The 21,064-nt window shown below is 42.8% G+C and carries 16 protein-coding genes; 9 read left to right on the plus strand and 7 right to left on the minus strand.

Annotation, left to right across the window (positions count from 1 at the left end; genetic code table 11):
- Positions 1-5: 5 nt before the first annotated feature.
- The 3 genes from ABD036_RS17475 to ABD036_RS17485 all read right to left on the minus strand — a co-directional run bounded on the left by ABD036_RS17475 (position 6) and on the right by ABD036_RS17485 (position 4,324).
- Positions 6-2,186, minus strand: coding sequence for a peptidase domain-containing ABC transporter (locus tag ABD036_RS17475; protein ID WP_343862258.1), 2,181 nt, complete (start codon positions 2,184-2,186; stop codon positions 6-8).
- Positions 2,186-3,439, minus strand: a complete 1,254-nt coding sequence (locus ABD036_RS17480; RefSeq protein WP_343862260.1) for an HlyD family secretion protein — start codon at positions 3,437-3,439, stop codon at positions 2,186-2,188. The genes ABD036_RS17475 and ABD036_RS17480 overlap by 1 nt, the downstream gene beginning before the upstream one ends.
- Positions 3,440-4,015: 576 nt before the next feature.
- Complete coding sequence (locus ABD036_RS17485) at positions 4,016-4,324, minus strand: Mpo1-like protein (protein WP_343862262.1); 309 nt, start codon at positions 4,322-4,324, stop codon at positions 4,016-4,018.
- A 254-nt stretch (positions 4,325-4,578) separates the two neighbouring features.
- Here ABD036_RS17485 and ABD036_RS17490 point away from each other — a divergent pair, with 254 nt between their 5' ends.
- The 5 genes from ABD036_RS17490 (at position 4,579) to ABD036_RS17510 (ending at position 9,298) form a co-directional block, all read left to right on the plus strand.
- Positions 4,579-5,424 (plus strand): tetratricopeptide repeat protein, encoded by an 846-nt coding sequence (locus ABD036_RS17490; RefSeq protein ID WP_343862263.1) that lies wholly within the window; start codon positions 4,579-4,581, stop codon positions 5,422-5,424.
- 153 nt (positions 5,425-5,577) lie between these two features.
- Positions 5,578-7,293 carry a hypothetical protein gene (locus ABD036_RS17495; RefSeq protein WP_343862265.1) on the plus strand — a complete coding sequence of 572 codons (1,716 nt, stop codon included), beginning with the start codon at positions 5,578-5,580 and terminating at the stop codon, positions 7,291-7,293.
- Between the two features lie 113 nt (positions 7,294-7,406).
- Entirely contained in the window at positions 7,407-7,922 is a 516-nt protein-coding gene (locus ABD036_RS17500) for a hypothetical protein (RefSeq protein ID WP_343862267.1), read from the plus strand.
- Between the two features lie 463 nt (positions 7,923-8,385).
- Positions 8,386-8,772, plus strand: a complete 387-nt coding sequence (locus ABD036_RS17505; RefSeq protein WP_343862269.1) for a hypothetical protein — start codon at positions 8,386-8,388, stop codon at positions 8,770-8,772.
- Positions 8,773-8,890: 118 nt separating this feature from the next.
- Positions 8,891-9,298: a hypothetical protein gene (locus ABD036_RS17510; protein ID WP_343862270.1), complete on the plus strand. Its 408-nt coding sequence runs from the start codon at positions 8,891-8,893 to the stop codon at positions 9,296-9,298.
- 74 nt (positions 9,299-9,372) lie between these two features.
- Here ABD036_RS17510 and ABD036_RS17515 read toward each other — a convergent pair whose 3' ends face one another.
- From ABD036_RS17515 to rhlB, 3 genes are all read right to left on the minus strand, one after another.
- Positions 9,373-10,527 carry a tetratricopeptide repeat protein gene (locus ABD036_RS17515; RefSeq protein WP_343862272.1) on the minus strand — a complete coding sequence of 385 codons (1,155 nt, stop codon included), beginning with the start codon at positions 10,525-10,527 and terminating at the stop codon, positions 9,373-9,375.
- Between the two features lie 83 nt (positions 10,528-10,610).
- Entirely contained in the window at positions 10,611-12,122 is a 1,512-nt protein-coding gene (locus ABD036_RS17520; RefSeq protein ID WP_343862274.1) for a Ppx/GppA phosphatase family protein, read from the minus strand.
- Positions 12,122-13,384 (minus strand): ATP-dependent RNA helicase RhlB, encoded by a 1,263-nt coding sequence (rhlB, locus tag ABD036_RS17525; RefSeq protein ID WP_343862276.1) that lies wholly within the window; start codon positions 13,382-13,384, stop codon positions 12,122-12,124. The genes ABD036_RS17520 and rhlB overlap by 1 nt, the downstream gene beginning before the upstream one ends.
- A 99-nt stretch (positions 13,385-13,483) precedes the next feature.
- Between rhlB and trxA the strand changes: the two genes are divergently transcribed.
- The 4 genes from trxA (at position 13,484) to ABD036_RS17545 (ending at position 19,736) form a co-directional block, all read left to right on the plus strand.
- Positions 13,484-13,810, plus strand: a complete 327-nt coding sequence (trxA, locus tag ABD036_RS17530) for a thioredoxin TrxA (protein ID WP_343862277.1) — start codon at positions 13,484-13,486, stop codon at positions 13,808-13,810.
- 422 nt (positions 13,811-14,232) lie between these two features.
- Positions 14,233-15,498: a transcription termination factor Rho gene (gene rho, locus ABD036_RS17535; protein WP_343862278.1), complete on the plus strand. Its 1,266-nt coding sequence runs from the start codon at positions 14,233-14,235 to the stop codon at positions 15,496-15,498.
- A gap of 145 nt (positions 15,499-15,643) precedes the next feature.
- Entirely contained in the window at positions 15,644-16,921 is a 1,278-nt protein-coding gene (locus tag ABD036_RS17540) for an amidohydrolase (RefSeq protein WP_343862280.1), read from the plus strand.
- A gap of 22 nt (positions 16,922-16,943) precedes the next feature.
- Positions 16,944-19,736, plus strand: coding sequence for an ATP-binding protein (locus ABD036_RS17545; RefSeq protein ID WP_343862281.1), 2,793 nt, complete (start codon positions 16,944-16,946; stop codon positions 19,734-19,736).
- Here the strand turns inward: ABD036_RS17545 and nhaA are convergent.
- Positions 19,701-20,867: a Na+/H+ antiporter NhaA gene (gene nhaA / locus ABD036_RS17550; RefSeq protein WP_343862283.1), complete on the minus strand. Its 1,167-nt coding sequence runs from the start codon at positions 20,865-20,867 to the stop codon at positions 19,701-19,703. The genes ABD036_RS17545 and nhaA overlap by 36 nt on opposite strands.
- Positions 20,868-21,064: the final 197 nt, after the last annotated feature.

Consider the following 21,064-nt stretch of genomic DNA (forward strand, 5'->3'; position numbering starts at 1 on the left):
TTTCCTTAAATAGGTTGAGTTGTTGACGGTGGATTTATCGAACAAGTGATGTCGTGCAATTCGCCTTGTTCCAATCTCAGAACGCGATCAGCGATCTCGATGGTCTGGGGGCGATGAGCAATGATCACTCGGGTTATCGATAGCTTTGAAATGTGGTTGTTGATCGCCATTTCGTTGGCGATATCTAAATGGCTGGTGGCTTCATCCATAAATAAAATGGCAGGCTCTTTGTATAAAGCGCGCGCTAACACTATGCGTTGTTTCTGGCCGCCACTGAGATTCGAGCCCATATCACCGACTAGGGTGTTGTATTGCATATTGGTGTGCATGATATCTTCGTGTACGCAGGCTAAATTGGCGCAGTAGATAACTTTTTGCATGTCTATGGTGGTCGCGAAGCAGGCAATGTTTTGGGCGATAGAGCCGTTTAATAACTGATCATCTTGCATCACAGCAGCGATACGAGTGCGGTAATTGGCTAATTTGGAAATAGCCACGCCGTCGACTTCTATGTTGCCTGAGCGGGGGCTAAGCAATCCCATCATGCATTTTAGTAGGGTGGTTTTGCCGCTTCCGCTTGGCCCAATGATAGCCACTGTTGTGCCTGCTTTTATGTGTAAATTGATACCACTAAACAAAGGAGGATCAAGATCACTGAATCCATAACTCAAAGACTCAACTTCGATCTGTCCTGATATATTTGATTGAAGGTTTACTGGCGCCTCGTGAAATTCAGGTTTGGTGATGCTCGCCCTAGGATCTTTGTCGGTGTACACAATGTCTGCAATGCGCTCGAAATGTAAATCAAGCATACGAAATTCAATCCATTTTTCGATAAGACTGTCCATAGCTGATACAAAGCGAGCTTTGAAACTGATGTAGGCGAACAACATCCCTACGGTGAATAGACTGTGTGACACTGCTAGCGCAGCAAAATAGATGACTACAATATTTTCGATACCAAACAGCAACTTATTGGCTGTTTCAAAACTGATGTTCCATTTGGCTAAACGAATATCTTTGTTCATCGAATCCGCTAAGTTGTTCTGCCATTGAGCCTGTCGGTCCGATTCTTTTTCAAATAATTTGATGGTCTGCATGGCTCTGACCGACTCCATAAAATGTGAGTTCTCTCGCGCTGCGGATACAATACTTTCCTCACTTAAACGTCGCAGAGGGCGATAAAACAGGTAACGAAGCGCGCCATAAAGAAACACAATGATAAGCACTATCCAAGTAAGTCGTGCGTCATAGAAAAACATCACGGTCAAGGTCAGTAACGCCATGATGCCGTCGACAAACACCGTCACTAACCCCGTGGTGAGCAGGTCGCGAATAGTACTCAATGAGCCAAATCGAGAAACGATATCGCCCATGTGACGTTTGGCAAAATAATCCAGCGGCAATCGGATAAGGTGATTAAAGACGTTGGCGGCCATTTGGATATTAAGTTTACTGGATAAGTTAAGGATGATTATTTGGCGTAAAAATGTGGTGCCAGTGTCGAGCAAAAGGAGTAAACCGAAGCCCGCAGCCAGCACAAATAGTAAATTATAGTCAGAACGCAAGATGACATCGTCGACCACAGTTTGTATGTAATATGGGTGGACCAAAGCGAATATTTGTAAAAACACTGATAAAGTGAAAATCACTGCGAGGCTGCGTTTCAATCCGCTGATATGCGACCAAAAATGACTAAGACTAAGTCGTTTTTTACGCTGGCCTTTTTCGAATTCAAAGGTGGGTGATAACTCCAGTGCAATACCGGTGAAGAGTTTATCTACTTCGGCAAACGTATAACTTCGCTCTCCTAAAGCAGGATCGTGAATAACAATTTTATTACTGGTTACTTTTTTGAGTACGACAAAGTGGCGCATTTCCCAGTGCAAAATACAGGGTGTTTGTAGTTGGCTTAGTTGGTCTAAGTCGAGTTTGAGTGCTCTTGACGACAGTGCCATCTGATCGGCTATTTGCATGACTTGTTTGAGAGTGGCACCGTGCATGGAAACCGAAAATCGGCTTCTTAAGGTTGCTAGATCAACTTCATAACCATAGTAGCTACTGATCATCGCGATGCAAGCTAACCCGCATTCTGCCGCTTCCGTTTGCATGATGCAGGGCAGCGTATTGTGTTGTGTGAAGCTGAGTAACCTTTCTGGCCGTTCAAAAGTGGCATTTAGGCTCATCACATTCTTCCTTTAAGGCTCAATATGGGATCTAATACCCATTCAAATAACGTTCGTTCACTTAGCGTGACATCCGCGGATAACGTCATCCCAGATTTTAAACGCAGCGGTTTTCCATACGCAGATACGGTTTGAGATTGCAGGTCTGCGTAGACCAAATACACTGGTTCGGAAGAATTCAACGGCGCAAAATCAAGTTCGCCGGGCAGTAGAACCGTGTCTGAAATCTGGGTGATGGTGCCTTGGTATAGGCCAAACTTTTGGTAAGGGAAGGCGTCGTAACGTACTTCTAACTGCTGGCCTTTTTCAATAAAGCCAGCTGCTTTTACCGGGATCAATAACTTTGCTTGGATCACACTGTTTATCGGAATAAGTGACAACAGTGGTGTATTGCCCGCGACTTGATGTCCTACCTTGGCTTGTAAATTTGCCACCACGCCATCGCGACTGGCTTTTATAACGACTGACTGTTGGCCACTCAACTGGGCAATGTTAAGAGACAATTCGCTCAGTTTCGTCTTAAGTTGGCGGCTATCATTGAGGTGATTTTGCGGCGTGGTGATAAGCTCGCTTTCGAACAGTTGAAGTCGATTAATTAAGTTGGCCCTTTCTCTTAGCAAGGCTTGGGCGTCACTTTGCAAAGCCAGTTTTTGTTCCAGTAATCTGTCTAGATCGATAGTTGCCACATGGCCTTTAAGTCGCATTTGTTGATAATTATGGTAACGAGCAGCAATCAAATCTTGACGTTTTTTTAATGTGCTAATTTGACTTTCCAAACCAGATAAGTCCAATTGGGTGGCATCCATGTTTCGCTGAATATTGCGCATCGCGATGCTATGTGTGGTTTGCAAACGGCCTAATTGTTCGTTAATTAAATTTTTCTGCGTGGCGTATTCTTGTAATAAGGTTGCTTGCAAACTTGAACCACTGAGTAAGGTGCGGTCGCCATTGACGATAACCAAACTTTGGCCTTTAGTAACTTGCTGCCCTTCATTGACTAAAACCTGTTGTATTTTTCCATCCAGCTGATGTGAAAACACTTTGACAATTCCTGATGGCGGCTCCAGCCAGCCGGCGACTGTTTCTTGTCGAGCATATTGACTTGTCACCAGCCAGGCAAATACAGCAACCAGCCAGAGCGTTAATATCAGCACCACCAGCGTGTGAGACATGGCAGGGATGATCAACACGTCACCGTGCAGCTTGCACTTTTGATGTTCAATGGCATTTTCTCTAAACAACCTGTCTTGCATATCTCCTCCTGAAAAAGGGTAGCGGGTTAAAAAGTAGGAAATTCTCCGTCCTTGGAGATACCGCTCCCATTTGCAAAAAAATCATGTTGACCACCTTCAGCGTATTATTTGTCATCCTTGACAAAGCAGAGACATTGCTCTGTAAATTCAGTCTACACGGTGCTTTCTTGCATTGGATTCCTTTCCAACCTGGTCCATTGGACCACCATCCTTGATTGCCTCCTTGCGATTAACTGCATTGGTTTAACGGCATCTTCCCGTTGCCTCCAATTGAGGTCACCCTCCCTTTCCTTAGCAAAACAATCCCTTGTTTGTCCTTGATATCGCTTAGCTCCGTTAAGCAATAGCCGAGTTCCTTTCGACGTGTTCAGCTTAGGAATTGGTGCTCAAAAGTCCTTACAAATATGGGTCACAAAGATACGGAAATGGGACGAGATCTAACGCAAATGCAAATGAATAGGAAGTATCACGCATTCAAGATTAGTGTTTGGGAAGTAAACATGTGATTGTGAGACAGGTAGGCGATTTCGAGCAACTGCAGCGCAGAAATGGTGGTTACTAGTAAAGGTGTATGGACTAGGTTTTAATCTTGCCGGTGAGAATGTCTTTGAACATAACCCAATCGCCTAAAAAGCTATAAAAAGGATAAGTAAAGGTGGCAGGTTTGTTGTGTTCAAAAAAGAAATGACCCACCCAGGCAAATCCGTAACCTAAGATGGGTAATGCCCAAAGCACTTGCCAGTGCTGAGTGAGCAGCGCATAGGCAATGGTCAGAATAATCAACGAGGAACCGATAAAATGCAGTTTTCGACAGGTTTTATTTTCGTGCTCCGACAAATAATACGGATAAAACTCGGCAAAGCTATTGAAGCGTTTTTCTGACATTGGATATCTCCTCTTTGTATTGTGCAGTATATGAGTTGTGGAACTGACTCAAAATTAGCACAGTTGTTGGCAATACACTGCGGACTATTTTAACCATATTGTCTTTGTCCCGTTTTGGCAAACTAATACATCCGAGTCCAATGCGTAAATTTATCTAGCAAAAATAGCATTCAAAGGCGACGAAAGTGTTGGAATTTCTTTATACTATCCCCACTTAGAATAGAGTATCTGAAAATAATAAATACGGGCCGTGTATGCATTCTACGATTAATTTAAATATTGAAAATTTTCAACAAGTCATTTTGGAAGACTCAAAAACCAAGTTTGTACTGATAGATTTTTGGGCGCCAAATTTAGAGATGTGTGAACAGCTTTCTCCAATACTGGAACACTTAGCAACTAAGTATGCCGAGCACCTTATTTATGCCAAAGTCAATTGTGAGCAAGAGCAACAAATTGCCTCCCAATTTGGCATTCAAAGCTTGCCTACGGTCATTCTGGTCAAAGATGGTCAGCCAGTCGATGGCTTTGCCGGACCCATGATGCAGGAACAAATTGAAGAACTGCTAGAAAAACATTTGCCTAACGCCGAAGATGGTTTTTACGAAAAAGCGGTCAATTTAGTTAATCAGGGCGACTACCAGCAAGCGTTTACCTTGGTAAAACAAGCTCACGATCTCGATAGCGATAGAGCCGACATTCGGATGGTACTGGCGGATTGTTATGTTGAATTGGGTAATATTGATCAAGCAAAAGCGTTGCTAGAGCCAATAAAGCTGGTGGATCAAAATGGTTATTTTCACAGCATAAACGGAAAAATTGAATTAGCCGAACAAGCTGCCGAGTCTCCTGAAATAAAACAACTTCAGGCCGACCTTGAGCAACAACCCGATAACCTACAAATCAAAGTAGACTTGGCAGTGAAATTACATCAAGCCAATAAAATCCAAGAAGCATTGGATCTGTTGTTTAGTGTGTTGAAAAAAGATCTTGGCTTTGGTGAAGCAAAAAAACTCACCCTTGATATGATTAATGCGATGCCCGATGGTGATCCAATCAAATCAGCGTCTCGTCGCAAAATCTACAGCTTGCTCTATTAATCCGCTACGGAAAAATGAATTATGGAACAAGGATGTGTTCCACATTACCCAGGCTCTGCTTTTTTAGGTAATCCCTGCTAATTAATCTATTGAGCTGCCTGACTAATCTTCGTAGTATTGTTGCCCAATCAGATATTCCAAATGGATTTGAGTGTGGATACTCCTAATTTCAAACAATACACTTTTCAAGAGTTAAAAGACGCGCTAGCGCACATAGATCGTGAACAGTACCCCGACAGAGCGAATGAGCTGATGTTAGAAATAGCGTCACGTCGTGATCGTTCACCAGAACCTGATGATGTTCAGGGTGCTGAATTAGATGAGGAGCTACACCCCAACATTTTCATTCGTTATTGGAAAGGACAGGTGTCTTTGCCCGTCAGCTATTGGGCGGTGGGTATTGCCGTTAGCTTACTGATAGTCCTTTTGAGTTTAGTGGTGGCCAAAGGGATAGAAACCGCTACCTCTTCCGCACTCCTTGGCGCTTACATATTAGGCATGTACGTAGTGATGATAGTGCTGCTTGTTTGGCAGTCGGTGGGCGTTTATCGGTCAGCTAGTAAACATCCACTTCGAGGTGGCTCCGTCGCCTGGGCTTACACGGCGAAAGTCATGGTTTTTGTAAGCTTGTTAAGTTTTCTGAATCAAATGTACGTTAGTGGCTTTTCCATTATGAAAGGTGGCTATCAAACGTTGATTGGCACTGCCACATATCCGGAGACTCAATTCAGATTGTTAAATGGCGGCAAGGAACTAGAACTGTTTGGGGGATTAGAAATAGGTTCTGAAGCGCTTCTCGAAGAACAGCTCAAACTGAATCCCGAGGTTGAAGTTTTGCACCTGCATAGCAATGGAGGCAGGATATTAGCAGCTAAACGCATGATGAAACTCGTGCAAAGCTACCAATTAGATACTTACGTAAGAACCGAGTGCAGCTCGTCTTGTACGTTATTATTTCTTGCCGGTAAGACTAAACTCATAGGCCATGGTGCTAAGTTGAAATTCCATGCAGCTTCAATAGGTGCGGTTTCAGGTCACAATGTAAAAGAAATTGGCCGAGAATTCGAGGAAGCCTATTTAGACGAGGGTATTGCAAAATGGTTTGTTGATAAAATCGTTAACACACCAAACACCCAATTATGGGAGCCATCGGAAGATGATTTATTACGAGCTGGATTTGTAGACAGAATAGTCAATCCCGACCAGTACGCGTACAGTGGCATTGGAACGGCATCTTCAATAAAAGTCGAAGATATCGAGTCCGGTTTACTAACTCAAGACTATATATTGGCAATGAAGGAACATGATCCTGACACGTATCAACAGGCAATAGCGTTAAATCTCAACGGCATGTTACAGGGATTACCCTTAGCTGAGGTTACAAATCAAATGGTTGATTTAATCTACAACGTGAGATTGCCTGTTTATCTTGCGAATGGCAGTAATGCCGCTTTAGTTAAGTATTGGAAAGCGCAAATTTTCAGAATGGAAGAATTGAGAGAAGATTATCCCTTGGCTTGCGCGTCTTTTGTATACCCTGATGAAGTGCCAGTTGAAAATCGTTATGGAAATGAAGGCGGCATATCCGAAAAAGGCAAAGCACTTGAAAGTGCAGCTTTAGCTGAGCTGATAAGAAGTTACCAAGGTAATTATCAAGATATTGATAAAGAAACCCAACAATCATTAATACAAGAAGTGTTAACGAAACTCCGTGCCCAGAATGAAGCATTTATGCAAGTCGTATCCTCAGCCAAGGACTATGTCGATAAACCTGAGCTAATGTGTGACGCATCAATCGCATTGAATGCAGCTTTTGTGTCATTCGATGTTGAAACAAGTGGCCAGTTATTACGCAGTATTCAAAATTAACCAGATGTATACGAAAACGAGGAAGCAGTTGAATTTTAAGTTAACAAAATTGATTCGCCTTCTGGGGAAAATCGCAATTGATACCGCACATGTTACTTGGCAGGTGAATATTGGTGACTGAATTAAAAAGCAGTGAACTTGAAAAAATAGCCCTTGAGCACCAAGCGGCTAAAATATTTATGCGTTGGTACGAACATGACAGTGGTCAAAAAATACGTCATATCTGGCACAATCGCCCCAACAAACCTGATGTGTCATGTCGCCTTGAAGGAAAACGCCTCGATATAGAAGTTGCTCATTTATATGGTTCTGAAGCCGAAGCTCGGCAAATATTAGGTCGCGAACTAGATGATAAAACCGTTGATGAATTGCGTGAACTAGACCAGAAATTTAAGCCTGACCAGCGATTATTGAGAGCCCTGAACCGGATTTTAGTTAATAAATCCCACAAGTCTTATAAATCGAAGCGCGTATGGCTAGTGATCCGCAATGCACACCCTGCTTGGGGAGCACAACACATTAAAGCACTGCAACATTGTATTGATGTGCCTCCCAACCATCCTTTTGAACAAATATGGATGGTCGGTGACTGGGAGGGGGATAGCGGCATAATTCAACTGTTCCCTTAATTATTTACGTGGACACCCACTCTTAGTCTCGGACCCCCATAGCTTTTTTGTAGCGAGTCAATTATTTACGTGGACACCCACTCTTAGTCTCGGACCCCCATAGCTTTTTTGTAGCGAGTCAATTGAATTAGTTATCTTGGGTGTCTCTATAGTGCCTAGTCTCAATGCCTACACAACCGAGACTGTTGCTATAGCGCCTAACATTCAACGAGAAACTTAAAGGTGGGTGTCCATCTAAGTAAGTGAATTTATAAATTGGCATGGGAATTTGGCAAAGTTCAAAGGTGGGTGTCCAGCTAAATTGTCTAAGTGTTCGTTTAAATGAAATTGAGTTGTAGGCTTACGGGAATAATGCGTTTTGTATGACTAGACTGTGATGTAAACTTCTAATTTTGCTAACCGTGCATTGATTCGAAAGTGCGCTTAAACTTATATTGAGACAATCAGGTAAGGGAATTTGCAAATGAATTCTGAAGGCATCAATGCAGTATTAAAAAGAACAAAAGAAAGGTCAAACCTCTATCGTCATCTGCAGCTTTCATGGTTTGTCGTCCACTATGCCGCAGGAACATCTGCAATAGTCGCAGCTGCGTTAGCTGCCATTTCGGATTCAACAGAAGTTCCACTGATTATTCAACAAAACACATGGCTATGGGGCTTGCTGGCAACCGTATTGACAGGTGTAGTGACCTTCTTGAACCCTCTTCAAAAAGCGCGAGATTATAAAAAATCTTATTATGAGATCTACTCTGGGATCCAAAAATATGAAGCAAATATGATTGATATTGAACGCTTGGTTGCTATTTTAGAGGCAGCTCAAGAAAGGATATTAAAATTGAATACTGAATGACTCTTGGTGTGTTTAAACATTGCTTAACTCCTCGCCTACTCATTTGAATTTTCCTCAGAATCGAAGCTCGGGGCCGCCACTCTGGACCCAATTAAAAAAATTTACACAGGAATTAAAGATGAAACTTGCGATGTTATTATTAGTCACACTAATAGCTACTCGGCCCGTCCATAGTACTGAACTTCAGCATTCTGTGGGCATCGGTCTTCAATACAGTGGCTTAATCGGTTATCAACTTTCTACATCTTTGAGCCAAGGACGAATTCGCGGTTCGATCGGGCTTGTCGGAGTCAGTCTGGGTTACGATCATTATATTACGGAGACATTTTCATTCGGAGCTACCTACACCAAATCATTGAGAACTGTGTATTCAGTAAATCTCAGCTACATGCCCAAAGGTCTGCGAAATAGTGGATGGTTGATTGCGCTAGATCTCGGACATATGCCAGATGATGATGCAGAAGGTTTTTTCAGAACCGATGGCACTAAAAACGTTGTTTGGCTCAGTGCCGGTTATCAGTTTTAGCAACTTGCGGCCACTTAATTTTGCTAAGCAGTTCGCTCTCGACATGCCGACAAGGTCACCAAATTTAGTCTCTATCAGTTACTAATTTGGGAATTAAGTTTCAAACGATAGTCTTCCAGCGCGCTTTTGTGCTTGTTTTGATGCCATGTTTGTCGTGACTTGGCTAGCTCAACTGCTGTTTCTTGGTGTTTTACAGCAGCTTCATAATCTCCTATTTGAGAATAAGCACTGGCGAGGCTGTGATAGCTATATGAATCTTCGGGATAAAGCTTGATTAGGTGCTCTAGAACCGCGATTCCTTTGACTGGGTCAGTGCCCAATGTATATTCACCTAAGCGATTTATTGAGTTTTTGGGTGAGACTTCAAAACCATATTTTTGCTCCGACAAATATCGGTAATGGGCTACTATTGATGCCACGCCCTTTTGTGCTATTTCAGATTCGGGCGGTAAACCGGTGTGAATATCGTCGAACAGTTTTTCCACGCCCATTATCACTGAAACCAAAGGCAGAGACATAAAATAATTTTGCGCGAAATGCTGGTAATGCCAATTCAGTTTACTTGGTGCCCTGTTTTTTAATGCCTCATGCAATAATTCATAGGATCCCATTTGATGCTGCTCTTTGACATTCGTACCATGACTAAAAAGCAAGAAACGAGGCTTATCATTTAACTTCGCCAACACTTCATTTGCAGTCGACAATATCCTTACATAATCATCTTTTAGCTCTGGGCTAATTGCGATATAGGCATTTATCATATTTGGTTTGTTGAGCAAGGCGGAAAGTACAATGGTGCCGTTGGTCCGAAATCCACTCATTATTCTAAACCCGTTGGTCCTATAGTTTTTATCAATATGCGGGAATAATTGCAGATCAAAAAAATCTAAAAGTGGCGTGGTTTTGCCAGTTTCATCGAATAACATTCCAGCACGATTGCCATAAGCAGGCGTCACAATTATCGTTTTAAGCCAAGGCCATTCGCCGTTGTGGCTCATCCAATCATGCATACCACTAAGGTAAGTGTGCGAATAAGGATGGAAATCAAAGAGCGTAATGTACTCTTTCTGTGTGTCTTTTGAGTAACCAGATGGAAGAAATACATTAAATACTAATGGCTCTTCAAACTGCGAATGACTCAACTTAATTTGCTCTTGAGTGCTGGCTGCAAGTGCGCAAATATTCACGCAAAGTCCGAGAAAAAACAATACGAAGTTTAGTATTTTCATAAATCGTCCCTGAGTAAAACTCTCTGAAAGTGACTTTAAAAGAGTCACTTAAACTTATTTTCAAGATGGCAAAACTAAATTCTTTAACTAAACGTCAGCTTCCAACCCACTTTGTGTTGTAGCCATTTTTCATTGGCAAGCTCAACATCGATAAGCGGGTGAGATCGCAACCAATTTGGTGGGAATGCCAACTGCCAATGACTTCCTTCAACAGTCAGCTTTATTTCAGGTAAAACGTCATCTTTGCGTCGAATCGACAACAAACAGGCCAGGCGCAAAACTCTCACCAAGCTAAAAAGCAATGGCTGAAGATCAAGGTGGTATTGCTCGAAAATGCTAATATCTAACTCTTGGCGATGGTTTAATACTAGATCACGAATGCTCTTGCGTTGCATCTGTGAATAGCCATTTAAACTTACATGAGTCAGAATGTAAGCACCGTGGCGATGATACTGCTTGTACTCAATGTGCAAACCAATTTCATGTAATTGAGATGCGGCATTAATAACGGCCAACGCATCAAAGTTGCATATATTTGTTTGCGCACATAATTGTTTATAAAGATTATCAGCCACAGCGCTAACACGGTTAGATTGCTGCTCATCAATATGGAATCGTGCTTTAATTTCGTCTAACGAGAGTTGACGACGGTCGTTTTCTTCGCTGTTTTCCAACATACCATAAATTAGACCTTCTCGCAGTGCGCCACCAGAGATCTGCATTTCTTCAATTTTTAACTGCTCGAACAATGCAATTAATATACATAAACCGCTTGGGAAAATAGCACGGCGCGCCTCGGTTAAACCGTCAATGTTTAAATTATCTATATGTGCACAATCAATACATTGTTGTAATAGGATATGAAGATAATCGAGTCTAATTGCGTCGCTGATCCCTTGTTCAACCAATATTTCTACAATGGCTTGTGGGGTGCCAGAGGCCCCTAAGCATTGCTTCCAATCAAAGCAGACAAAATCATCGATTACGGGTAAGAGTCTTTGCTTCGCCTCTGTAATGGCCGTTTGGACATTTTGTTCGGTAATTTCACCCTTTACAAAATAGCGTTCCATAAAGGTGACGCAGCCCATTTCCAGGCTCACTAAATTAATCGGCTGCATGTCATTGCCGATAATCACTTCGGTGCTAGCACCGCCAATATCAATAACAAGAGTATTGCCTTGATTAGCTGATGTATAAGCTACACCTAGGTATATCTGTCGAGCTTCCTCTTCGCCACTGATCACTTCTAACTTGTGATTTAGTATTTGCTGGGCTTTATCGATGAAGGTTTGCGCATTCTTTGCTATTCGTAAGGTGGCGGTGCCAACTATTTTAATATTGGAAAGTGGTATGTCTTGCAGCCTTTCAGCGAAGGTTTCTAAACATTTCCAGCCGCGCTCCATACTAACGTCATCTAAGCACATATTGTCGTCTAAGCCAGCAGCGAGTTGCACTTTCTGCTTCACTTTACCAATAATTTGCACGCTACCGGCAACCACTCTGACAATCACCAGGTGAAAGCTGTTAGAGCCTAAATCAACAGCCGCATACAATTGGTCTTCACTATTGTTGGTAGAAATCGTCTGACTATCCATTAACGCCTTTGTTGTCTGCTATTGTTGTTGGGTCGTTTTTGATATGTTTTACCACTTTGCGTACGCTTTTTAAACTGTGGCTTAGGTGGCGTAATATCATCGAGTAACGAATCTGGGTCGTAATTACTTACAGGTATCGCCCGTCCAATATAGGTTTCAATCGCCGGAAGGTTTAACGCATACTTTTCACAAGCAAAGCTGATAGCATGACCACTTTTACCGGCTCGGCCCGTTCTGCCAATACGATGCACATAATCTTCGGCGTCATCAGGCAAATCAAAATTGAACACATGACTTACTTTTTCAATATGTAAACCACGAGCTGCCACGTCAGTCGCCACTAATATGTCCAGCTTATCTTTACCAAAATCTTCTAGAATTTTTAATCGTTTACGCTGAGGCACATCGCCACTGAGTAAGCCTACGCGGTGCCCATCGGCAGCAAGCCAATCGCTGAGTTTTTCACATACGTGTTTGGTATTGGCAAACACGATGGCTTTTTCTGGCCACTCATCTTCAAGTAATGTGAGAAGCAACATCATTTTGTCTTCATCAGAAGGATAAAAAAGTTCCTCTTGTATTCGACTTGCTGTTACTTTATCGTGCGCTACTTCTACGTGAGTGGGATTGTTCATGTGTTCGTACGCGAGTTCTTGAACGCGATATGAAAGCGTTGCTGAAAACAGCATGCTTAAGCGTTCAGTTGGAGCTGGCATGCGTCTGAACATGTAGCGAATGTCTTTGATAAAGCCAAGATCAAACATACGGTCGGCTTCATCGAGTACAGCCACTTGAATGTTTTCTAACGAAAAGACGTTCTGTTTGTAGTAGTCGATGATGCGGCCAGTGGTACCAATAATAATATCAACACCAGTTTGTAAAGACTCGCGTTGACTTTGGTAGCCTTCGCCCCCATAGATTAAACCAAGCGATAAGCCTGTATGCTTGCTAAGCAGTTCAGCATCGTTATAAATTTGTACCGCCAGTTCCCGTGTAGGCGCCATAATAATAGCTCTGGGCTGCTTTTTCGAGGTATTCGGATGAGTCAAGAGTCTGTGAAAAGTCGCTACAAGGAACGCAATAGTTTTGCCGGTTCCTGTTTGCGCTTGACCTGCAATGTCTTGACCTTCAAGTAAATGAGGTAAACTCAACGCTTGAATTGGCGTACAGTGCATGAAATTTGCTTCTGTTAATGCTTTCAATACGTTTTCATGTATTGGCAAATCAGAAAAATGTGTTTCAGTTAAATGTGTTGTTTGCATAGCTTATAGCTTATCAGTGCTTGCATTAAAAAACAGTTTCTATATAACTCTCATGACGCGCTGAAGAATCTCAGCGAGAGACCTAATACGGAGAAAAGTATGAGCGACAAAATTATCCAGTTGTCTGACGATAGTTTCGAGGCCGATGTTATCAATGCTGCTGGTCCTGTCCTAGTTGATTTCTGGGCGGAATGGTGCGGCCCATGTAAAATGATTGCGCCAATCTTAGAAGAAGTTGCTGGCGAGTTCGACGGCAAGTTAACAGTTGCCAAGTTGAATGTCGATGAAAATAATGAAACACCGCCTAAGTATGGTATCCGTGGGATCCCAACTTTATTGTTGTTTAAGGACGGAAATGTAGCAGCTACGAAAGTAGGCGCTTTGTCTAAAACTCAGCTAGCTGAGTTTTTAAACGAAAACATTTAGTCTGTGTCGAAATAAAGAACCCGAGCTTGCTCGGGTTTTTTATTGTAAGCCAGAAATGCGGCACTTTGGTTTGTGCAATTAATAATATTGTGCCTGACATTATTCGCTGCATTATTTTGCTGACTAGGCGGCTAAGAGCCACGAAACACAAAAAATGCCTGTTGCCTTGTTATTATTAATACCGCTGAAAACAAAGGAAATCTCCTCTAATTGCTTAATTTTCAGCAGCCGAGAGCCAAAAAAAGACGATAACTGCGACTAATCCTTGATTTGCACTAGACGAATTTACTAATTGGTGCTAACTTTTGCATGTTCAAATCTTGAACTCCAAAAATCGCGCTCAATCCAAAGAGTAGAAGAATCGTAAATCAATCATTACTGAGTGCCCTTTAGCACAAATCAAATCATAAAGACCCACCAATATGAATTTAACAGAACTAAAAAACAAACCGATCAGTGAACTTGTGGCGTTAGCCGAGAAAATGGGCTTAGAAAATATGGCCCGCGCGCGCAAACAAGACATTATTTTTGCAATACTCAAAGCCCATGCTAAAAGTGGCGAAGACATTTTTGGGGATGGTGTTCTCGAAATCTTGCAAGATGGCTTCGGTTTCCTTCGTTCTTCTGATTCATCGTACTTGGCTGGTCCAGATGACATCTATGTGTCGCCAAGCCAAATTAGACGCTTTAACTTGCGTACTGGTGATACCATTGCCGGAAAAATCCGTCCTCCCAAAGACAGCGAACGTTATTTTGCCTTGTTAAAAATCAACGAGGTTAACTTTGATAAGCCGGAAAACTCACGTAATAAGATTTTGTTTGAAAACTTAACGGCTTTGCATGCAAACCGTCGTTTCACACTGCAACGTGGTAATGGTAGTACGGAAGATTTAACTGCACGTATTCTTGATTTAGCATCTCCTATTGGCGCAGGTCAACGTGGTCTTATCGTTGCACCGCCTAAAGCCGGTAAAACCCTATTGCTGCAAAATATCGCACAATCGATTGCAGCTAATCATCCCGAAAGTGAACTCATCGTATTGCTTATCGATGAACGTCCTGAGGAAGTCACCGAAATGCAACGCTTAGTGCAAGGTGAAGTGGTTGCTTCTACGTTCGATGAGCCAGCAAGTCGCCACGTGCAAGTGGCTGAAATGGTAATCGAAAAAGCCAAGCGCCTAGTCGAGCATAAGAAAGACGTTGTTATCTTGCTTGACTCGATAACCCGTTTAGCACGCGCATATAACACAGTGATCCCATCATCAGGTAAAGTATTGACCGGTGGGGTTGATGCCAACGCGTTACATAAACCGAAACGTTTCTTTGGTGCTGCTCGTAATGTAGAAGAGGGTGGCAGTTTGACGATTATCGCTACTGCACTAGTGGATACCGGCTCCAAAATGGATGAGGTTATTTACGAAGAGTTTAAAGGTACCGGTAATATGGAATTACACCTTAATCGTAAGATTGCTGAAAAACGTGTGTTCCCGGCTATCGACTTCAACCGCTCTGGAACGCGTCGCGAAGAATTGTTGACCACTAAAGATGAATTACAGAAGATGTGGATCTTGCGTAAAATTGTTCATGAAATGTCAGAAATTGATGCAATTGAATTCTTGATTGGTCGTTTAGCGATGACCAAAACCAATGAAGAGTTCTTTGACGCGATGAAACGCCAAAAGAGCTAATCAGCAAGATTTGATTGCGAGATAAGAATCCGCCAGATGGTTATCCACTGGCGGATTTTTTGTTTGCAGTCTGACACTGTTGAAAAATATGCTATAACATGACTCAACTGCGAACGTAATCACAATTAAAAAGTTGAATTTGAATATGAAAAAACTTCTCACAATACTGCTATTTATCCCAGCCCTAGCCTCAGCCAATCCCGTTGATGACGCGGCAAAAAAAATCGAAAGCAAAGTAGTAGAGTGGCGCCACCATCTGCATCAATACCCTGAGTTGTCTAACCGTGAATTCAAGACTGCGGCCTATATTGAAAAGCACCTTCGCTCATTGGGGTTACAAGTACAAACCGGCGTGGCTATCACCGGCGTCGTTGCCATTTTAGACAGCGGAAAACCAGGGCCCGTGGTTGCTTTGCGAGCTGATATGGATGGACTGCCAGTACCAGAGCAAGTTGACTTGCCTTGGAAATCTACCCAGCGGAGCGAATTTAATGGTAAAGAAGTGCCAGTGATGCATGCTTGTGGTCATGATACTCACGTCGCCATGCTGATGGGAGCAGCTGAAATTCTGGTTGGCATGAAAGATAAGCTAAAGGGCAAAGTGAAATTTATTTTTCAGCCTGCCGAGGAAGGTGCACCTGCAGGTGAGCGCGGAGGTGCAGAAGTGATGGTAGAAGAAGGGGTGCTTAAGAATCCTGACGTAGATGCCATATTTGGATTGCATATCAGCTCTGCTACTGATGTTGGTAAAGTGCGATACCGTGAAGGCGGAGTAATGGCGGCAGTCGATCCGTTCAAAATTGTGATCAAAGGTAAACAAGCCCACGGCGCTTATCCGTGGCTAAGTATTGATCCTATTACTACGGCTGCTCAGGTGATCATGAGTGTGCAAACAATTGTGAGTCGAGAGCTCAGTTTGATAGACGATGCGGCAGTGATTACCTTTGGTTCGATCCACGGTGGCGTTCGCTCAAATATCATTCCTAATGAAGTTGAGCTGGTAGGCACAATTAGAACCTTAAACGAAGAGGCTAGAAATCATATATATGAGGCGTTACCTAGAAAAGTGAAAGGCATTGCAGATAGTATGCGTGCTCAAGCGGAAGTGACGCTGCCACTCGACTACAACTATCCTATCACCTTCAACGACCATGATCTTATGGCCAAGATGTTACCAACCCTGATCAACACCGCTGGACAAGAAAACGTGTTGTATAGCAAACCGGTTACTGGCGCGGAAGACTTTTCTTTCTTCCAAAAAGAAGTACCAGGCGTGTATTTATGGATCGGCGGCAAACCATTAAATGTGGATCCCCAAGACGCACCAGCGCATCATACCCCTGAGTTTTACGTGGATGACGAGGGGATGAAACTTGGTGTTAGATTATTGACCAATATGACTCTAGACTATATGAATAAGTGATGAGCATAACTTAGGCGAATACTTGAGACTAAAAATACTCTACTCGATATTGCTGACTGCCCTTGGGGTGGTCATCAATCTCATCCCTGCACCGTTTGACAACGAAGCGGTGTTTGCCTTTGGGTTTGGTCTTGCATTATTTCTAGGATTTATTTACGGCTCACGCTTTGCCGTTGCCAGTGTCGCTTTTATGGTAGCGGCAGATTTCATTCTAAACACATCTTCTTGGCAGATTGGCTTGTTTGCGACGCAGACGATCGTTGTCAGCGTCCTTAGCTATAAAAAATCGCCATTTCGGCCCATTCTAATTACCTTGGGGTATTGGATTTTCATTGCCTTGCCATTCATCCTGCTCATCAATTACAGTCAAACAGGTGCCGTAAATAACAATGATATTGGGACGCTGATAACCAATTTTGTGAATGGCATAGCGATTACCCTAGCAGGGCATTTTGCGTTTATTATTGTTAGTATTATCCGACCTAATCGGGCATTAAAACCGGTTAAAATGGGGTTCTTGTTTCGTTATTCATTCACCGGGCTATTCTTTTTATCCACCTTAGTCTTGTCGTACACAGTAGTTAGCTTTTACCAAAGCGTTAAATATCAAGATTTAAACAATTACTTGTCGCAACGCACTAAGGTTGTGACACATCAGTTAAATTCGTTCATTGACTCACATCGCAATGCCATCGATATAGTGGCCAAAGCGATAGAAGATGATCCACAAAATACAGCAGAGCGCCTTTCAGATTTGTCGATGCGCTACCCCAATTTTCTAACGTTTCTCGCTGCCGATAAGAACGGCATCATTTATCAATCATACCCAGTCTCACTTTTTAACAAAGCTCAACGTACTGGCGAGCTGGATGTCAGTCAGCGGGATTACTTTATACAAGCTAAACGCATCGGCACCATTTACTTGTCCTCGGCGTTTATAGGCAAAGGATTTGGTCAAGATCCGATTGTGGCTTTATCGTCGCCAATTTATTCCGATCAAGGAGAGTTTAACGGCATCGTAGAAGGGTCGCTGGATTTATCTAGTTTCAAACTGTACGACGACAATGAAGTCGATCCATTGGTGTCCATGTTGATCACCGATGACAATAATGTGGTGATGTATGCAAGCAACGATTTAGGGTTAAAAGTTCTGGGTAAGGTGACTTTAGAAGATTGCTTGCCTAAGCTATGCCTCAAAGTAGGGACTAAAATATTGGACAGTGCCGAGCTGTTCATTTCATCAGAAAAAAGCAACTTTACTGGCTGGACAGTCTATAAGTTTTATCCTCGCTCTACTTTTATCCAACAAATGTCGCATTATATTATAAAAGCCTTATTGTTGATTCTTTGCTTGAGCCTGTTAGCAATTGTCTTTAGTCATTTAGTGGCGGAATCTTTTGCCAAACCCTTAGCGACACTATCTACTAACTTCTCACATTTTGACCCCAGCGAACCTAATAGCAAATCGATGACACCCGTGGGATTGTCTTATGTGAATGAAGTCGCAGAGCTGGATCAGGGTTTTCAAGATTTAACGCAACGTATAGCGCAACTGTTTGAGCAATTAAATAGTGCCAAGTTGCGTCAAAGCCAAATGAATGATGAACTCAAGACCTTAAACTTATCACTTGAAAAAAGAGTAGAGGAGAAAACATCGTCTTTGCGAAAAGCGGTATTGGAAGCAGAGACCGCGAATCAGGCCAAATCGCAATTCCTGGCTAATGTTTCTCACGAAATTCGCACGCCCATGAACGGTATCATTGGTTCATGCCAAAACATCGATTTTGATCAACTAGATAAGGATACGTATCGAAGAGTCACCACCATTTATCATTCGGCATTGAATCTGATGGAACTGTTAAATGGGTTGCTTGACTGGTCAAAAATTGAATCAGGTAAAATGACGCTAGACGAGACTACTTTCTCACCGGCAGCACTGATCCATAACTGCGTAGAATTGAACTCGCCGCTTGCTAAACAAAAAGGGTTGCACGTGACCTTTCAACCCTCGGCTGAACTTCCACAGTGGTTGGTTGGAGATGCCGGTAAAATTAATCAAGTGATCAATAATTTGTTGAACAACGCCTTCAAGTTTACTAAAGATGGTGGCGTAACACTGACCGCTAGTTATTTGAACGGGGCTCTAAAAATTGCCGTGCAAGACACCGGTATAGGCATACCTAAACATCGTCAAAGCAAAGTGTTGGAACAATTTACTCAAGCCGACGCATCAACCACGAGAAAATACGGTGGCACTGGACTTGGCTTAAGTATCTGTCAAGAATTGACCAGACTAATGGGCGGAAAACTAGAGTTAAGCAGTGATGAAGGTGTAGGAACCTGTATAAGTATCGAGATCCCATCAACAATAACCGACCAAGCGCCAGTGGCTATTCATAAATGCGATCTGGATTTACCCGCAAATACTAAAGTGTTATTAGCAGAAGATAACGATATTAACGCTGAGGTGGTGATGGATATGTTATCGAGTCAGCCAATCAAGATCATTCGGGTCAAAGATGGACAAGCGGCGGTGGAGGCTGCCACACATTATGCTTTCGACTTGGTATTAATGGATTGCCAAATGCCAAAAATGGATGGATATGAGGCTACCCATCAATTAAGAAAACTTGGCGGTGATAAAGCAAATGTTCCGGTGATTGCGTTAACCGCCAATGCTTACAAAGAAGACCGGCAACGATGTGAAGCTGCCGGTATGAATGATCATGTATCTAAGCCCGTTGACAAAACCGCCTTACTGGCTTGTATGCATAAGTGGTTAGTCGCTGATAGGGGCCTTACTGAATCGTCGTAAGATCATGTAGCCCACAATTGCAGACAAGATTGAGCCCATCAAAATGCCTAAACGTTCATCGAAAATGAGGTTGGTGCCCGTTTCTTCAAACGCTAAAGAGCCAATGAACAGGCTCATAGTGAAACCCACACCACATAAAATGGAACAGCCGTAGAGCTGCATCATATTTTGATCGGATGGGATTTTCGCAAATCCTAACTTTATCGCAATCCAGCAAAATCCAAATACACCGAGCTGCTTACCAACAAATAACCCTAGAAAAATCCCCATAGTGACTGGATGCGTCAGTGCGCTAGCATTGATACTAAACAGATCTATTCCAGAGTTCGCAAAAGCAAATATGGGTAATATGGCAAAACTGACGGCAGGGTGCAGACTGTGCTCTAACGATTTGACGGGGGATGCGGCAGGATCATTTTTATCGCGCATCGGGATAAAGAAAGCTAATAGCACACCGGCAAGGGTCGCGTGAACGCCAGATTTAAGCATGGCTACCCAAAGTACTAGCCCTACTAAGATATAAGAGGGAACTTGTTGGACATTTTTGCGATTCATCCAAAATAGAATGGCAAGGCATATAACGGCAACTACGAGAGGGCTAGAGGAGATATTGTTAGTGTAAAACAGCGCAATGATCATAATTGCACCAATGTCATCGATGATTGCAAGCGTGACTAAAAACACTTTTAGACTCGTGGGAACTCGGCTGCCCAGCAGAGCAAGTATTCCTAACGCGAACGCAATGTCGGTAGCTGCGGGGATGGCCCACCCTGACAATGCAGTCGCATTTCCCCAAGTAAAATACACATATATCAATGCCGGAATTAACATACCGCCAACGGCACCGATGATCGGTAATACCACATTTTCTGGTTTAGATAGTTCGCCTTCCATGACCTCACGTTTAAGCTCAAGTCCAACTAAAAAGAAGAACACCGCCATTAGCCCATCGTTAATCCATAACAGTAAAGGCTTATTGATGGCGAGTGCGCCAAACTGAACCACGACAGGCATTTCAATCAGTTGGTCGTAAATCGGTGAAAGCGGTGAGTTTGCGACTATCATTGCGAGCACGGCAGCTAGCATCAAAATGATCCCGCTTGCCGACTCTTTCTTTAGAAAATCATTCATGGATTAGTTATTCCTTTGTCATCGTCAAATCGTTTATAGGCTGGGCGTTAACAACCAGAATTTTAGATCTTAGTTACCAACTTTTTGTTTACGCGCAAGCAATCAAGAAAGTTTAATTTAGGATATTGAATTGAAATTATCGTTTAACAGAAGCTTAGTTTGGGATTGCGGCTAATTTGGGCTACAATCTTGCGCCC

This window comes from Aliiglaciecola litoralis (assembly GCF_039523355.1).
Lineage (GTDB): Bacteria > Pseudomonadota > Gammaproteobacteria > Enterobacterales > Alteromonadaceae > Aliiglaciecola > Aliiglaciecola litoralis.

Coding starts and splice junctions, on each gene's coding strand:
- ABD036_RS17520 (WP_343862274.1), bottom strand. CDS start 12,122: ATGGATAGTCAGACGATTTCTACCAACAATAGTGAAGACCAATTGTAT.
- rhlB (WP_343862276.1), bottom strand. CDS start 13,384: ATGCAAACAACACATTTAACTGAAACACATTTTTCTGATTTGCCAATA.
- ABD036_RS17505 (WP_343862269.1), top strand. CDS start 8,386: ATGAATTCTGAAGGCATCAATGCAGTATTAAAAAGAACAAAAGAAAGG.
- ABD036_RS17485 (WP_343862262.1), bottom strand. CDS start 4,324: ATGTCAGAAAAACGCTTCAATAGCTTTGCCGAGTTTTATCCGTATTAT.
- ABD036_RS17475 (WP_343862258.1), bottom strand. CDS start 2,186: ATGAGCCTAAATGCCACTTTTGAACGGCCAGAAAGGTTACTCAGCTTC.
- nhaA (WP_343862283.1), bottom strand. CDS start 20,867: ATGAATGATTTTCTAAAGAAAGAGTCGGCAAGCGGGATCATTTTGATG.
- ABD036_RS17480 (WP_343862260.1), bottom strand. CDS start 3,439: ATGCAAGACAGGTTGTTTAGAGAAAATGCCATTGAACATCAAAAGTGC.
- trxA (WP_343862277.1), top strand. CDS start 13,484: ATGAGCGACAAAATTATCCAGTTGTCTGACGATAGTTTCGAGGCCGAT.
- rho (WP_343862278.1), top strand. CDS start 14,233: ATGAATTTAACAGAACTAAAAAACAAACCGATCAGTGAACTTGTGGCG.
- ABD036_RS17490 (WP_343862263.1), top strand. CDS start 4,579: ATGCATTCTACGATTAATTTAAATATTGAAAATTTTCAACAAGTCATT.
- ABD036_RS17540 (WP_343862280.1), top strand. CDS start 15,644: ATGAAAAAACTTCTCACAATACTGCTATTTATCCCAGCCCTAGCCTCA.
- ABD036_RS17515 (WP_343862272.1), bottom strand. CDS start 10,527: ATGAAAATACTAAACTTCGTATTGTTTTTTCTCGGACTTTGCGTGAAT.
- ABD036_RS17510 (WP_343862270.1), top strand. CDS start 8,891: ATGAAACTTGCGATGTTATTATTAGTCACACTAATAGCTACTCGGCCC.